Annotated in this window: 11 protein-coding genes; all 11 read right to left on the reverse strand. The window is 59.2% G+C overall.

What is annotated here, in order from left to right; translation table 11 throughout:
- Positions 1–10 precede the first annotated feature (10 nt).
- Positions 11–694, reverse strand: a complete 684-nt coding sequence (gene rplC / locus KP701_RS03880) for a 50S ribosomal protein L3 (protein WP_215745800.1) — start codon at positions 692–694, stop codon at positions 11–13.
- A gap of 10 nt (positions 695–704) precedes the next feature.
- Positions 705–1,013, reverse strand: coding sequence for a 30S ribosomal protein S10 (rpsJ, locus tag KP701_RS03885; protein ID WP_007282720.1), 309 nt, complete (start codon positions 1,011–1,013; stop codon positions 705–707).
- A gap of 119 nt (positions 1,014–1,132) precedes the next feature.
- Entirely contained in the window at positions 1,133–2,323 is a 1,191-nt protein-coding gene (gene tuf / locus KP701_RS03890; RefSeq protein WP_062368211.1) for an elongation factor Tu, read from the reverse strand.
- A 115-nt stretch (positions 2,324–2,438) separates the two neighbouring features.
- A complete protein-coding gene (rpsG, locus tag KP701_RS03895) occupies positions 2,439–2,915 on the reverse strand; it encodes a 30S ribosomal protein S7 (RefSeq protein ID WP_011251968.1) in 477 nt (158 codons plus the stop codon).
- Positions 2,916–2,927: 12 nt separating this feature from the next.
- On the reverse strand, positions 2,928–3,299 hold the full coding sequence (gene rpsL, locus KP701_RS03900; protein ID WP_011251969.1) for a 30S ribosomal protein S12: 372 nt from the start codon (positions 3,297–3,299) through the stop codon (positions 2,928–2,930).
- A gap of 375 nt (positions 3,300–3,674) precedes the next feature.
- The gene (gene rpoC / locus KP701_RS03905; protein WP_215745802.1) at positions 3,675–7,994 is read right to left on the reverse strand and encodes a DNA-directed RNA polymerase subunit beta'; all 4,320 of its coding nucleotides are present in this window, start codon (positions 7,992–7,994) and stop codon (positions 3,675–3,677) included.
- Positions 7,995–8,074: 80 nt separating this feature from the next.
- Positions 8,075–12,247 (reverse strand): DNA-directed RNA polymerase subunit beta, encoded by a 4,173-nt coding sequence (gene rpoB / locus KP701_RS03910; RefSeq protein ID WP_215745967.1) that lies wholly within the window; start codon positions 12,245–12,247, stop codon positions 8,075–8,077.
- Positions 12,248–12,486: 239 nt separating this feature from the next.
- A complete protein-coding gene (gene rplL, locus KP701_RS03915; RefSeq protein ID WP_041110858.1) occupies positions 12,487–12,861 on the reverse strand; it encodes a 50S ribosomal protein L7/L12 in 375 nt (124 codons plus the stop codon).
- A gap of 67 nt (positions 12,862–12,928) precedes the next feature.
- Positions 12,929–13,453 (reverse strand): 50S ribosomal protein L10, encoded by a 525-nt coding sequence (gene rplJ / locus KP701_RS03920; RefSeq protein WP_215745803.1) that lies wholly within the window; start codon positions 13,451–13,453, stop codon positions 12,929–12,931.
- Positions 13,454–13,762: 309 nt separating this feature from the next.
- Positions 13,763–14,455, reverse strand: a complete 693-nt coding sequence (gene rplA / locus KP701_RS03925) for a 50S ribosomal protein L1 (protein ID WP_011251974.1) — start codon at positions 14,453–14,455, stop codon at positions 13,763–13,765.
- A gap of 4 nt (positions 14,456–14,459) precedes the next feature.
- On the reverse strand, positions 14,460–14,894 hold the full coding sequence (gene rplK, locus KP701_RS03930) for a 50S ribosomal protein L11 (RefSeq protein WP_008852418.1): 435 nt from the start codon (positions 14,892–14,894) through the stop codon (positions 14,460–14,462).
- Between the last annotated feature and the right edge of the window lie 99 nt (positions 14,895–14,993).

The following is a 14,993-nucleotide window of genomic DNA, read 5'->3' on the forward strand; positions in this document are numbered from 1 at the left end:
CCCCTCGTCCTCAACCGGCGGCCGCCACTGTTGCTGCCGGATACGGCGCATCAGCATGGCGAGCCTTCTTGATTGCATCGCGAATCAGCACAAGGCCGTTCTTCGCACCAGGAATTGCACCCCTGACCATGATCAGGTTGCGCTCTTCATCCACGGCAGCGACCTCAAGGTTCAGCGTGGTAACACGCTCGTCACCCATGTGACCTGCCATCTTCTTTCCCTTGAAGACCTTGCCAGGATCCTGGCGCTGGCCTGTAGAACCATGGGAACGGTGGCTGATGGAGACGCCGTGGGACGCTTCGAGACCTGCGAAGTTATGACGCTTCATAACACCCGCAAAACCCTTGCCCTTGCTCTGGCCCGTGACGTCAACTTTCTGCCCCACAACGAAGTGAGCAGCGGACAGCTTGGTTCCAGCTTCCAGCAGGGCGTCTTCAGAGACGCGGAACTCCGCCAGATGCTTCTTTGGCTCGACCTTGGTCCGGGCAAAATGGCCACGGTTTGCCTTGGTGACATTCTTCACCTTGGCATTACCAAGTCCGAGCTGAATGGCGGTGTAGCCATCGCGCTCGTTCGTGCGGGCATCCACAACCTCGACATTGTCAAGGTGAAGGACCGTCACAGGCACATGCGTGCCATCTTCCTTAAACAGCCGGGTCATTCCCAGCTTCTTTGCAATCAATCCGGTTCGCATCGTCTGGACCTTAGAGTTTGATCTCGACGTCCACGCCAGCGGCGAGGTCGAGCTTCATGAGGGCGTCCACGGTCTGCGGGGTCGGCTCGACAATGTCGAGCAGCCGGCGGTGAGTCCGAATTTCGAACTGTTCGCGGCTTTTCTTATCCACGTGTGGCGAGCGGTTCACCGTGAACCGTTCGATATGCGTCGGCAGCGGGATCGGACCCCGAACCCGCGCACCCGTACGCTTCGCCGTGTTTACGATCTCCTTGGTGCTGTTGTCCAGCACGCGATGATCGTACGCCTTAAGGCGAATGCGGATGTTCTGGTTGTCCATGTTCTTGTTCGTCCAACTCAAAAATTCGGGTGTCGTCCTACTGCCATTGCCCCTGAAAGGGAACCCCGGTCAGAAAAAATCTGACCGGGGCTGTCAAAGCCAACGGCTAAACGCAGGACTTAGGCGGTGATGGAAGAAACCACACCGGCACCCACGGTACGGCCACCTTCACGGATAGCGAAGCGCAGGCCTTCGTCCATGGCGATCGGAGCGATCAGCTCCACATCCATGGCAACGTTGTCACCCGGCATGACCATTTCCGTGCCTTCCGGCAGCGTCACGACGCCCGTGACGTCGGTCGTACGGAAATAGAACTGCGGGCGGTAGTTCGTGAAGAACGGCGTGTGACGGCCACCCTCTTCCTTCGTGAGGATGTAAGCCTCAGCCTTGAACTTCTTGTGCGGCGTGATGGAGCCGGGCTTTGCCAGAACCTGGCCACGCTCGACGTCTTCACGCTTCGTGCCACGAACCAGTGCACCGATGTTGTCACCGGCTTCACCGCGATCGAGCAGCTTGCGGAACATCTCGACGCCCGTAACGGTCGTCTTGACGGTGTCCTTCAGGCCAACGATTTCGACTTCGTCGCCCACGTTGACAACGCCGCGCTCGACACGACCCGTGACAACCGTACCACGACCCGAGATCGAGAACACATCTTCGATCGGCATCAGGAACGGACGGTCAACCGGACGCTCCGGCTGCGGGATGTAGGCATCAACCTGCGTCATCAGTTCGAGAACGCGGTCTTCGCCGATGGACGGATCGCCATCTTCCAGCGTCACAAGAGCGGAGCCCTTGACGATGGGGATATCGTCGCCCGGGAACTGGTAGGAAGACAGAAGCTCACGAACTTCCATTTCCACGAGCTCGAGCAGCTCCGGATCGTCAACCTGGTCAACCTTGTTCAGGAACACGACCAGTGCCGGCACGCCAACCTGACGGGCAAGCAGGATGTGCTCGCGGGTCTGCGGCATCGGACCATCAGCAGCGGACACGACGAGGATCGCGCCGTCCATCTGAGCTGCACCCGTGATCATGTTCTTCACGTAGTCAGCATGGCCCGGGCAGTCGACGTGAGCGTAGTGACGGTCAGCCGTCTCGTACTCAACGTGAGCCGTGGAAATGGTGATACCACGGGCGCGCTCTTCCGGAGCCTTGTCGATCTGGTCGTACGCGCTGTAGGTGGCGCCGCCGGTCTTAGCCAGCGTCTTGGTGATTGCAGCAGTCAGCGAGGTCTTGCCGTGATCGACGTGACCGATGGTGCCGATGTTGCAGTGCGGCTTCGTCCGCTCGAATTTAGCCTTTGCCATCGTCTTTCTCCAAAACCCCGCTCCACCTGGAACGGGAGTAAGACTGAAAGTTCAAACCAGTCAGTGCCCGACCCAGAGATCGAGACACTGCCGGAAGCCCTTTAACCGGTTCTGATTACCAGCGATAGTGGCTGAATGCCTTGTTGGCTTCAGCCATACGGTGCGTGTCTTCGCGCTTCTTGACAGCGGAGCCACGGTTGTTGACCGCATCCATCAGTTCGTTGGACAGACGCTCCTGCATCGTGTTCTCGCCACGCTTGCGGGAGGCATCGATCAGCCAGCGGATCGCGAGGGCCTGACGGCGCTCGGCGCGGACTTCAACCGGAACCTGATAGGTTGCGCCACCGACGCGACGCGAGCGGACTTCAACCGCAGGCTTCACGTTGTCCAGAGCCGAGTGGAACATGGCCACCGGATCTGCAGTCGTGCCGCCGCGACGGCGCATGACTTCGAGAGCACCGTAAACGATGCCTTCGGCAGTGGATTTCTTACCATCGTACATCAGCGCATTCATGAAGCGCGTAATGACGACGTCTCCGAACTTCGGATCGGGAAGGATCTCGCGCTTTACAGCGCGGTGACGGCGACTCATTCCAAATACCTCTTACTTCGGACGCTTCGCGCCATACAGCGAACGACGCTGACGACGCTTGGCGAGACCCTGTGTATCAAGCACACCACGCAGGATGTGATAACGGACGCCAGGAAGATCCTTCACGCGGCCACCACGGATCAGAACAACACTGTGTTCCTGAAGGTTGTGGCCTTCACCCGGAATGTAGCTCACGACCTCATACCCGTTGGTCAGACGCACCTTGGCGACCTTACGCAGAGCGGAGTTCGGCTTCTTCGGCGTTACGGTATACACACGCGTGCAAACGCCGCGCTTCTGCGGGCAGCCCTGCAGTGCGGGGACCTTGTTCCGCTTTGCGGCCGGCTCACGGCCGTTCGCGATCAACTGGTTGATGGTCGGCATGCGCCCTTCCCAATCCTTGTCCTATTTCAGACAGCAACATTGCTGTTTCTGTCGTGACATTTGTTCCAACCGACATGCGGTAGGACCGCCTGCCATTTCCACATCGTGAAAAGGAAACAGCCTGAGCTGTTCCCTTCTCTCTTTAGCGTGCGGCCTTGGCATTTCCTCCTGAGAGAATAGCGGCACCGCATGCGATTCTTTAAACTTCGTCGGCTTTTTCAGCCTTCCGGGAAGGCAGTAGCCGAGGGCGCGGAACCTACGAAGGGTTCGACGCCAAGTCAAGTGGTTCAGCCGAAATGGCCCGATTCTGCAAAGAAAGTTTCCGGAATCGGGCGAGCCGGATCCCCGCCTCATTCAAAAGCGGGGATCCCTTTCTCATTCCGCTGCGTCTTCGACGGCCTTCGGAGACGTTCCACCGACACGCTGACGGTCCTGGCTGGCAGCGATGCCCCGCAGACGGTTCATCACACTGCCCGTTCCTGCCGGGATCAGACGCCCGACAATCACGTTCTCCTTCAGACCGTTGAGGGTATCCACCTTGCCCGACGTCGCCGCATCCGTGAGGACACGGGTGGTCTCCTGGAAGGAGGCCGCCGAGATGAAGGACTGCGTCTGCAGAGACGCCTTGGTGATACCCTGCAGAACCGGCATGGCCTTTGCAGGCGTATCCCCGTTCTCCATGAGACGCTGGTTTTCACCCTCGTACTCGATACGATCTACCGTCTCGCCGATCAGATAGGTCGAATCACCCGGCTCAAGGATTTCCACCTTCTGCAGCATCTGACGAACAATGACTTCGATGTGCTTGTCATTGATCTTCACGCCCTGCAGTCGATAGACGTCCTGGATCTCGTTGACGAGATAGTCGGACAGGGCCTCGACACCCATGACCTTGAGAATGTCATGCGGCACGCGCGGACCGTCGACCAGCGGATCGCCCTTCTGGACAAAGTCGCCTTCCTGAACGGAAACGTGCTTGCCCTTAGGGATGAGGTACTGGGTTTCTTCACCCGTATCGTCGTTCTTGACGATGACGCAGCGCTTGGACTTGTAGTCCTTCCCGAATTCGATACGGCCCTCGCCTTCGGCGATGATCGCATGATCCTTCGGACGACGTGCCTCGAACAGTTCTGCCACACGCGGCAGACCACCCGTAATATCACGCGTCTTGGACCCTTCGCGAGGAATACGGGCCAGCACGTCACCAGCGTTGACTTCTGCTCCATTCTCCACCGACAGAATACTGTCCGGCGAGAGGAAGTAGCGGGCATCATTGCCATTGGCGAGCTTGACCACGTTGCCGGAAGCATCCTTGAGCTGCAGGCGCGGACGCAGATCCACACCCTTGGCTGCCTGCTTGTAGTCAACGACGACCTTCGAGCTCAGACCCGTGACTTCATCCATGCGCTCAACGAGCGTGATGCTGTCGATCAGGTCGAGATACTCGACGGTACCAGCCTGCTCGGTGATGATCGGCAGGGTGTACGGGTCCCACTCGGCCATCTTCTGGGTCCGCGTCACCGCTTCGCCTTCGGAGACCATCAGACGTGCACCGTAAGGCACACGGTAACGGGCACGTTCCACACCGTTTTCGTCGGTCAGCAGGATCTCGCAGTTACGCGACATCACCACCAGAACCTTCTGCGAATTCTCGACGACGTTGCGGTTCTTGATCGTCACGATACCATCGCGGGACGCTTCGACCATGGACTGCTCGGCACCACGCGTTGCCGCACCACCAATATGGAAGGTACGCATCGTCAGCTGGGTGCCCGGCTCACCGATGGACTGCGCCGCGATAACGCCGACAGCCTCACCGATATTGACCGGCGTACCGCGGGCCAGATCACGGCCATAGCAGTGAGCGCAGATACCGACGCGGCTGTCGCAGGTCAGGACAGAGCGGATATCGACGCTTTCCACACCAGCCTTTTCGATGAGCTCGGCCTCGGCTTCCTCGATCAGCGTGTTACGCGGCAGGATGACATCCTGCGTCACCGGATGGATCACATCCTTGGACAGGGTACGACCCAGGATACGCTCGGACAGAGAGGCAACGACTTCGCCGCTATCCATGACCGCACGGATCGTCAGGCCACGCTCCGTACCGCAATCCGGCTCGACAATGATGCAGTCCTGCGCCACGTCGACGAGACGACGCGTCAGGTAACCCGAGTTCGCGGTCTTCAGCGCCGTATCCGCGAGGCCCTTACGGGCACCGTGGCTGGACGTGAAGTAATCGAGAACCGACAGGCCTTCCTTGAAGTTCGCGATAATCGGCTGCTCGATGATCTCGCCCGACGGCTTCACCATCAGACCGCGCATACCGGCGAGCTGCTTCATCTGTGCCGGCGACCCACGGGCACCGGAGTGGCTCATCATCCAGACCGAGTTCGTCGGCTTACCAATGACCTGCTTGGAGATCTCCTTGAGCATCGCAGCCTGGACTTCGTCCGTGCAGCGTGACCAGGCATCAACCACCTTGTTGTAGCGCTCGCCAGCCGTGATCAGACCATCCTGATACTGCTGTTCGAATTCCTTGACCTCTTCCGACGTCTTACCAACCAGCGTTGCCTTGGCTTCTGGAATGATCATGTCATCCTTGCCGAAGGAAATGCCGGCGCGGGCCGCATGACGGAAACCAAGCCCCATCAGGCGGTCACAGAAGATCACGGCTTCTTTCTGACCACAGTGACGATAGACCGTGTCGATCACGTCGGACACGTTCTTCTTCGTCAACTGCTTGTTGATCAGGCTGAACGGAATGGCCTGGTGCTTCGGCAGGATCTGCGCAATCAGCGCACGACCCGGCGTGGTCACGATCGTCTGGCGGACCGATTTGCCGTCTGCATCGATCGTCGGCAGACGCAGACGGATCTTGTCATGCAGCTTCAGCGAACCCGAAAGCATGGCGCTCTCGATTTCGGCGACATCCGAGTAAGCCGGCGGAGCTGCCGTGACAATCTTGCCGTCCTTGATGACGGCTTCGTCAGGCGTCTCGCGGTATTCCGGCACTTCAAGGCTCAGGTAATACAGACCCAGAACGATATCCTGAGACGGCACGATGATCGGTTTGCCGTTCGCGGGGCTGAGGATATTGTTCGTGGACATCATCAGCACGCGGGCTTCAAGCTGGGCTTCAAGCGACAGCGGCACGTGAACGGCCATCTGGTCACCGTCGAAGTCGGCGTTGAAGGCGGTGCAGACCAGCGGATGAAGCTGAATGGCCTTGCCTTCGATCAGCGTCGGCTCGAATGCCTGGATACCCAGACGGTGAAGCGTCGGCGCACGGTTCAGCATGACCGGGTGCTCGCGGATCACCTCTTCCAGGATATCCCAGACTTCCGGACGCTCCTTCTCCACCATGCGCTTTGCAGCCTTGATGGTGGTGGCGTGACCATACTTCTCGAGCTTCGAGTAGATGAACGGCTTGAACAGCTCAAGCGCCATCTTCTTCGGAAGACCGCACTGATGCAGCTTCAGTTCCGGACCAACCACGATGACCGAACGACCGGAATAGTCGACGCGCTTTCCGAGGAGGTTCTGACGGAAACGTCCCTGCTTGCCCTTCAGCATGTCGGACAGCGACTTCAGCGGACGCTTGTTGGCACCCGTGATGGCACGGCCACGGCGGCCGTTGTCGAACAGGGCGTCAACAGCTTCCTGCAGCATGCGCTTTTCGTTACGGACGATGATGTCCGGTGCACGCAGCTCGATCAGCCGCTTCAGACGGTTGTTACGGTTGATGACACGGCGATACAGGTCGTTCAGATCGGACGTCGCGAAACGACCGCCATCCAGCGGCACCAGCGGACGCAGTTCCGGCGGAATGACCGGAACGATGTCCATGATCATCCAGTCCGGACGCGAGCCACTTTCCACGAAGGCTTCGACCAGCTTCAGACGCTTGACGAGCTTCTTACGCGCGGCTTCCGAGGTCGCCTTGCGCAGCTTCTTGCGCATCATGGTCTTCTCGGAATCGCCCTCCATGACGTCAGCATCATAGTCGAACGGATCCGGCAGGCCCTTTTCCTTCGCCGCAAGGCTCAGGTCGCGTTCCTGGTCGTTCGGAATACCCCAGTCATAGCTGGACAGCGCGCGCTTGATGGCTTCCGCACCGATTCCGACATCGATACCGGCATCGGGATATTCATCCAGCAGGTCTTCGCAGCGGATTTCGTCCAGCAGGTACTGGTCGCGCTTCTTGCCGTTCTTGTAGGAATCGATCTGGTCGGATTCACAGACGCCCTTGTCGAGCACCAGGAACTTCTCGAAATACAGAACCGGCTCGACGTCCTTGAGCGGCAGATCCAACATCGTGGCGATGCGGCTCGGCAGGGACTTCAGGAACCAGATATGTGCAACCGGGGAAGCCAGTTCGATATGGCCCATGCGCTCACGGCGCACCTTGGCCAGCGTGACCTCCACACCGCACTTTTCGCAGACAATGCCGCGGAATTTCATCCGCTTGTACTTGCCGCAAAGGCACTCGTAATCCTTGATCGGGCCAAAGATACGAGCACAGAACAGACCGTCACGCTCAGGCTTGAACGTCCGGTAGTTGATGGTCTCCGGCTTCTTGATTTCGCCGTAAGACCACGACCGCACCTGCTCGCTGGAGGCAAGCTGGATCTTGATCTGGTCGAAGGTCACCGACTGGCCGGTCTGACCCAGGATCTTCATGAGTTCGTTCATGCGCCGAAACCCCAATGTGTACCGCGGCGTCCCGCGGACACCTTAAAAATGAACCGTGGCGAGAAGGAGGGAGCGGGCAATTAAAGCCCGCTCTGCTCGAGTTCGACGTTCAGGCCGAGCGACTTCAGTTCCTTGATCAGAACGTTGAAGCTCTCCGGAATGCCGGCTTCGAAATCGTCCTGCTCGCGAACGATTGCCTCGTAGACCTTGGTACGGCCGGACACGTCATCCGACTTCACCGTCAGCATTTCCTGCAGCGTGTAGGCTGCACCGTATGCCTCAAGGGCCCACACTTCCATTTCACCGAAGCGCTGACCACCGAACTGCGCCTTACCACCCAGCGGCTGCTGCGTGACGAGCGAGTAAGGACCGATCGAACGTGCATGGATCTTGTCGTCGACAAGGTGATGCAGCTTCAGCATGTAGATGTAGCCAACCGTCGTCTGACGCTCGAACGGCTCACCCGTACGACCATCGATCAGCTGCGACTGGCCCGACTTGTTGACGCCGGCCTTCTCGAGCATCTCTTCGATGTCCGGAATGGAAGCACCGTCGAACACCGGCGTTGCGATCGGCAGACCCTTGCGAAGGTTGTTCGCAAGCTCGATCAGCTGCTCGTTCGGCAGGGTCGCCACATCTTCGTTGAAGATGACATCGCCATAGACTTCATGCAGGCGATCCAGCAGTTCCTGCTTGCGCTCACCGGTCCGCTGATACTCGTCCACCATATCGCCGATGCTTGCGCCGATATTGGCACAGGCCCAGCCCAGATGGGTCTCGAGGATCTGACCGATGTTCATGCGCGACGGCACACCCAGCGGGTTCAGCACGATGTCAACAGCCTGACCGTTCTCAAGGAACGGCATATCCTCGACCGGGACAACGCGGGAGACGACACCCTTGTTACCGTGACGACCGGCCATCTTGTCACCAGGCTGAAGCTTGCGCTTCACGGCAACGAAGACCTTGACCATCTTCATCACACCAGGTGGCAGCTCGTCACCGCGCTGCAGCTTCTCGACCTTGCTGTCGAAACGCGCATCGATCCGGCGGGTCGCTTCCTTGAACTCACCGCGCAGCTTTTCAAGCTCCGCCATGACTTCGTCGGAGGTGACCGTGATGCTGGCCCAGGTCGCACGATGATGCTCGTCCAGAACCTCTTCGGTGATCGGCGTACCGGAGCGGATACCCTTGAAGCCAGCACCGGCCATCTGGCCAACCAGACGCTCACGCAGACGGTTGTAGAAGCTGCGCTCCTGAATACCACGCTCGTCGTCACGGTCCTTGGTGAGACGCTCGATTTCGGCGCGCTCGATGGCCATCGCACGCTCGTCCTTGTCCACGCCGCGGCGGGAGAAGACGCGAACGTCGACAATCGTACCCGTCGTGCCAGGCGGCAGCTTCAGGGACGTGTCACGAACATCAGAAGCCTTTTCACCGAAGATGGCGCGCAGAAGCTTCTCTTCCGGCGTCATCGGGCTTTCACCCTTCGGCGTCACCTTACCGACAAGAATGTCACCCGGGTTCACCTCGGCGCCGACATAAACAATACCGGCTTCGTCGAGGTTGCGCAGGGCTTCCTCACCGACATTTGGAATGTCGCGCGTGATTTCTTCCTGACCCAGCTTTGTATCGCGAGCCATGACTTCAAACTCTTCGATATGGATCGAAGTGAAGACGTCATCACGGGCAATACGCTCGGAGATCAGGATGGAATCTTCGAAGTTGTAACCGTTCCAGGGCATGAACGCGACGAGCACGTTGCGACCCAGCGCCAGTTCACCAAGTTCGGTGGACGGACCATCGGCGATGATGTCGCCGGCATGAACCGTGTCACCGACCTTCACCAGCGGACGCTGGTTGATGCAGGTGGACTGGTTGGAACGCATGTACTTGCGCAGACGGTAGATATCCACACCCTGCGTGGCACCGGCCTCGTCCGTCGCACGCACCACGATACGGGCACCATCGATCTGGTCGATGACACCACGACGCTTGGCAACGATGGTCGCACCAGAGTCATGCGCAACAGCAGCTTCCATGCCGGTACCAACCAGCGGGGCATCAGCCTTTACCAGCGGCACAGCCTGACGCTGCATGTTCGCGCCCATCAGCGCACGGTTGGCGTCATCGTTCTCAAGGAACGGAATGAGCGCGGCAGCAACGGAAACAAGCTGCTTCGGCGAAACGTCACAGGCTGTGACCTGCTCCGGCGGAACGACGCGGAAGTCACCGGAACGACGGACGGAAACGAGTTCATCCGTCAGACGCCCCTGATCGTCCTGCTTGGCATCAGCCTGGGCAACGACGAGCTTCTCTTCTTCCATGGCGGAAAGATATTTCCAGCCATCCTGAAGAACGCCCTCTTCCACCAGACGATACGGCGTCTCGATGAAGCCGTATTTGTTCACCTTGGCATAGGTCGACAGCGAGTTGATCAGACCGATGTTCGGGCCTTCCGGCGTCTCGATCGGGCAGATACGGCCGTAATGCGTCGGATGAACGTCACGGACTTCGAAGCCTGCGCGCTCACGGGTCAGACCGCCCGGACCCAGCGCCGAGAGACGACGCTTGTGCGTCACTTCGGACAGAGGGTTCGTCTGATCCATGAACTGGCTGAGCTGCGAGGATCCGAAGAACTCACGCACGGCAGCCGCAGCCGGCTTCGCGTTGATCAGGTCATGCGGCATGACCGTATCGATGTCGACGGAACCCATACGCTCGCGGATGGCGCGCTCCATGCGGAGCAGACCGACGCGATACTGGTTTTCCATCAGTTCGCCGACAGAGCGGACGCGACGGTTACCGAGGTTGTCGATATCGTCGATCTGGCCGCGACCGTCCTTAAGTTCGCACATGATCTTGATCGTGCGCAGGATGTCTTCCTTGCGCAGAACGCGCAGGGTATCCGGAGCATCGACATCGAGACGCATGTTCATCTTCACACGACCGACCGCAGAAAGATCGTAGCGGCCCTGGTCGAAGAACAGACCATGGAACATGGCTTCCGCCGTTTCCTTCGTCGGCGGCTCGCCAGGACGCATGATACGATAGATGTCGATCAGAGCTTCATCACGACAGCTGTTCTTGTCGGCAGCCAGCGTGTTGCGGATCCAGGGACCGTGCGAACCGTCAACGGACAGCAGCGGAAGCTCCGTAATGCCCATTTCCTCAAGTGCTGCCAGACGGTCTTCCGTCAGCTCTTCGCCTGCTTCACCATAGATCTCGCCGGTATTCTCGTTCACGAGATCATAGGCCAGGAAGCGTCCGAGAATATCGAGGCGCCCGACCTGCACGACGCGGGTCTTTTCCGCGATTTTGCGGACCATGCGTGCGGTCAGCTTGGCATCGGCCTCGGCGACCACTTCGCCCGTATCAGCATCCACCAGCGGGCTGAGCAGTTTCAAACCACGGAACGCATCCGGATCAAACGGACGCGCCCATTCGCCACCCAGACGCGTGAACGGCACGGCTTCGTAGAAATAGGACAGGATTTCGTCCTGATCCATACCGCGGATATCGAGACCCTCGACATCGCCACCGTCCGCAATCTTCTGCTCACGCTGCGCGAGGTAGTTTGCCCCCTCAAGCGCATAAAGAAGCGTGGTGACCGGCAACTTACGCTTGCGGTCGATACGGACATAGATCAGGTCCTTGGCATCGAATTCGAAGTCGAGCCAGGAACCACGATACGGAATAACGCGGGCAGCAAAGAGGTATTTGCCCGAAGAATGCGTCTTGCCCTTGTCGTGATCGAAGAACACGCCCGGGCTACGATGCATCTGCGAGACGATGACACGCTCGGTGCCATTGATGATGAAGGTGCCGTTATCGGTCATGAGCGGCATGTCGCCCATGTAAACCGGCTGTTCCTTCATGTCATGGATCGAGCGCGAACCCGTATCCTCGTCGATGTCCCACGTCGTCAGGCGAAGAATGACCTTCAGCGGCGCTGCATAGGTCAGACCGCGCTGAATGCACTCTTCGACATCATATTTCGGATCCTCGAATTCGTAGGACATGAAGTCCAGACGACCGCGACCCGCAAAATCGTTGATCGGAAAAACCGAACGGAAGACTTCCTGCAGCCCGGCATCCTGCCGGCTGTCAGGGCTCACGTTCATCTGCAGGAATGCCTCGTAGGAGGCGCGCTGCACGTCGATCAAATTGGGCATCGGCGCAATTTCGGGAATACGCCCGAAACTTTTGCGGATCCTTTTGCGTCCCGTGAACGATTTGGTGATCGCGTTCATCTCTTCTGCCCTCTGCACCAGACCTTCGAGTCGCCCGTAAACGGCGCTGGGAAACTGGCCCAGCATTGCGGACGACCGGAACGACCGGCCATTATGAAATTTTCAGTACGTGGCGAGCCGCGCACTATACGCCCGTTTTGCTCCAACGGCAAATCGGGCGGGAACCGCATGCGATCCCCGCCCCATCTGTCTGCCAGGCAGAGACTGCTCCGCGAGCGAAGCAGCCTGAAGTCAGTGAATTACTTGACTTCGACCTTGGCGCCGGCGTCTTCAAGAGCCTTCTTGATCTTGGCAGCTTCGTCCTTGGACGCGCCTTCCTTGACGGTCTTCGGTGCGCCTTCGACCAGGTCCTTGGCTTCCTTCAGACCCAGGCCCGTGATGCCACGGACTTCCTTGATCACGTTGATCTTCTTGTCGCCGGCGTCAGCCAGGACAACCGTGAATTCGGTCTGCTCTTCAGCAGGGGCAGCAGCAGCGCCACCGGCAGCAGCAGCAACTGCAACCGGAGCAGCAGCGGAAACGCCCCACTTCTCTTCGAGCATCTTGGAGAGTTCTGCAGCTTCCAGAACGGTCAGAGCGGACAGCTCTTCAACAATCTTTGCCAGATCGGCCATGGTCTTATCCTAAATTGATGTACTGTTGATCAGGTTCAGGCCTACGCCGCAGCGCAGACCTTCATTCTCAGGCGGCTTCTGCGTCGCCGGCCTTGGCATAGGCGCCAAAGACGCGAGCAAGCTGGCCAGCCGGCGCCTGGACAACACCTGCGATACGCGTGGCCGGGGTATTGATCATACCCACCAGCTTCGCGCGCAGCTCGTCCAGCGACGGCAGCTCGGCGAGGGCCTTGATTCCATCGACGCCAAGCGTCTGGGAACCGAGGGCGCCACCAAGCACCACCAGTTTGTCGTTCGTCTTGGCGAACTCGACGATCACCTTTGCCACCGATGCCGGGTCTTCAGACCACGCAAGCGCGGTCGGTCCCTTGAGCAGCGGCGCGATGCCGTCGAATTGGGTCCCATCCAGAGCACGGCTGGCCAGCCGGTTCTTCGCAACCTTGTATGTCGCCCCTGCCGCACGAATGCGTCGACGCAGTTCCGTCACATCGGCAACCGTCAGACCCTTGTTCTGGGTGACGACAACCATGGACGTGCTGCCAAACACATCGGCGAGGAACTCAACAAAGGCCCGTTTTTCCGTACGGTCCAAAACCTGTCTCCTCGTCAGCCCGGCTTTCACCGGACCAGGTTACCCATGGAACCGCTTCTTTCGAAGCAGTCCCGCTCGCCTGTCCACAGAAGTGAGCGAACCCAGCACATCGCAGCAGAGCCACAAAAATACTGTCGCCCCGTCTGACGCCCGCGATCCCGAAAAGATCCTTAAGGCCCCGAAGGTCCACGTGCGGTCTTGGACAGGTTTGGAAGCGATCCACCGAAGTGGACCACCCCTCAGCCATCACACCCGAAGGCGTGACGTCATTTCGTGGTGGTCTTTCCCAGAAGGAAGACCACCTGTCAATCAGGCTTCAAAGCTCGCAACGTCAACGCGAACGCCCGGACCCATCGTGGAAGACAGGGCTGCCTTCTTCAGATACGTACCCTTGGCACCCGTCGGACGAGCCTTCTGAACGGCATCGACCAGAGCGTTGATGTTCTCAACCAGCTTTGCTTCGTCGAAGGAAGCCTTGCCGACGCCGGCATGGATGATACCGGCCTTCTCGGCGCGGTATTCGACCTGACCGGACTTGGCTGCCGTAATGGCACCCTTGACGTCCATTGTCACCGTGCCGAGACGCGGGTTCGGCATCAGACCACGCGGGCCGAGGATCTTACCCAGACGACCTACCAGAGCCATCATGTCCGGCGTCGCAATGCAGCGGTCGAAATCGATTTCGCCAGCCTGGATCTTTTCAGCCAGATCCTCCGCACCAACAACTTCCGCACCGGCGGCCAGGGCTTCTTCAGCCTTCGGGCCACGGGCGAAAACGCCAACGCGGAGGGTCTTGCCCGTGCCGTTCGGCAGGGAGATCAGACCACGGACCATCTGGTCGGCATGACGCGGGTCAATGCCGAGGTTCAGCGAGATTTCGATCGTCTCGTCGAACTTTGCCTTGGCGTTGCTCTTCACCAGAGCGACAGCCTCGGACAGACCGTACGGCTTGTTACGCTCGACAGTTGCCTGTGCGGCGGTCAGACGCTTGTTCTTGGCCATGATATCAGCCCTCCACCACGTTCAGGCCCATCGACTTGGCAGAACCGGCGAGCATGCGCACGGCACCGTCAATGTCGTTGGCGTTCATGTCCTTGAACTTCGTCTCAGCAATCTCGCGAAGCTGAGCCGTCGTCACGGAACCAACCGCAGCGGACTTGCCGACCGTCTGGCTGCCCTTGGAAATCTTGGCAGCCTTCAGCAGGAAGTACGTGTTCGGCGGCGTCTTCGTGATGAAGGAGAACGTGCGATCCGCATAGGCGGTGATGACCACCGGGATCGGCATGCCGGGCTCGAGCTGCTGCGTCTTGGCGTTGAACTCCTTGCAGAACTGCATGATGTTCAGGCCGCGCTGACCCAGAGCCGGACCAACCGGCGGAGAAGGATTGGCTTTACCAGCCGGGATCTGAAGCTTGATGTAGCCAACAACTTTTTTGGCCATATCCGGGACTCCCCTGTTTGTCGTTCCCGAACCGCGGTTCAACGGAGTCGGCCACGCCAACTCCTCCCGCGTTCGAAGTGAGGCGGACCCCTAGACCAA

This window comes from Gluconobacter sp. P1C6_b (genome assembly GCF_018811945.1).
Taxonomy (GTDB): Bacteria; Pseudomonadota; Alphaproteobacteria; order Acetobacterales; family Acetobacteraceae; genus Gluconobacter.

Coding starts and splice junctions, on each gene's coding strand:
- rpsG (WP_011251968.1), bottom strand. CDS start 2,915: ATGAGTCGCCGTCACCGCGCTGTAAAGCGCGAGATCCTTCCCGATCCG.
- rplL (WP_041110858.1), bottom strand. CDS start 12,861: ATGGCCGATCTGGCAAAGATTGTTGAAGAGCTGTCCGCTCTGACCGTT.
- rpsJ (WP_007282720.1), bottom strand. CDS start 1,013: ATGGACAACCAGAACATCCGCATTCGCCTTAAGGCGTACGATCATCGC.
- rplK (WP_008852418.1), bottom strand. CDS start 14,894: ATGGCCAAAAAAGTTGTTGGCTACATCAAGCTTCAGATCCCGGCTGGT.
- rpoC (WP_215745802.1), bottom strand. CDS start 7,994: ATGAACGAACTCATGAAGATCCTGGGTCAGACCGGCCAGTCGGTGACC.
- tuf (WP_062368211.1), bottom strand. CDS start 2,323: ATGGCAAAGGCTAAATTCGAGCGGACGAAGCCGCACTGCAACATCGGC.
- rpoB (WP_215745967.1), bottom strand. CDS start 12,247: ATGAACGCGATCACCAAATCGTTCACGGGACGCAAAAGGATCCGCAAA.
- rplC (WP_215745800.1), bottom strand. CDS start 694: ATGCGAACCGGATTGATTGCAAAGAAGCTGGGAATGACCCGGCTGTTT.
- rplA (WP_011251974.1), bottom strand. CDS start 14,455: ATGGCCAAGAACAAGCGTCTGACCGCCGCACAGGCAACTGTCGAGCGT.
- rpsL (WP_011251969.1), bottom strand. CDS start 3,299: ATGCCGACCATCAACCAGTTGATCGCGAACGGCCGTGAGCCGGCCGCA.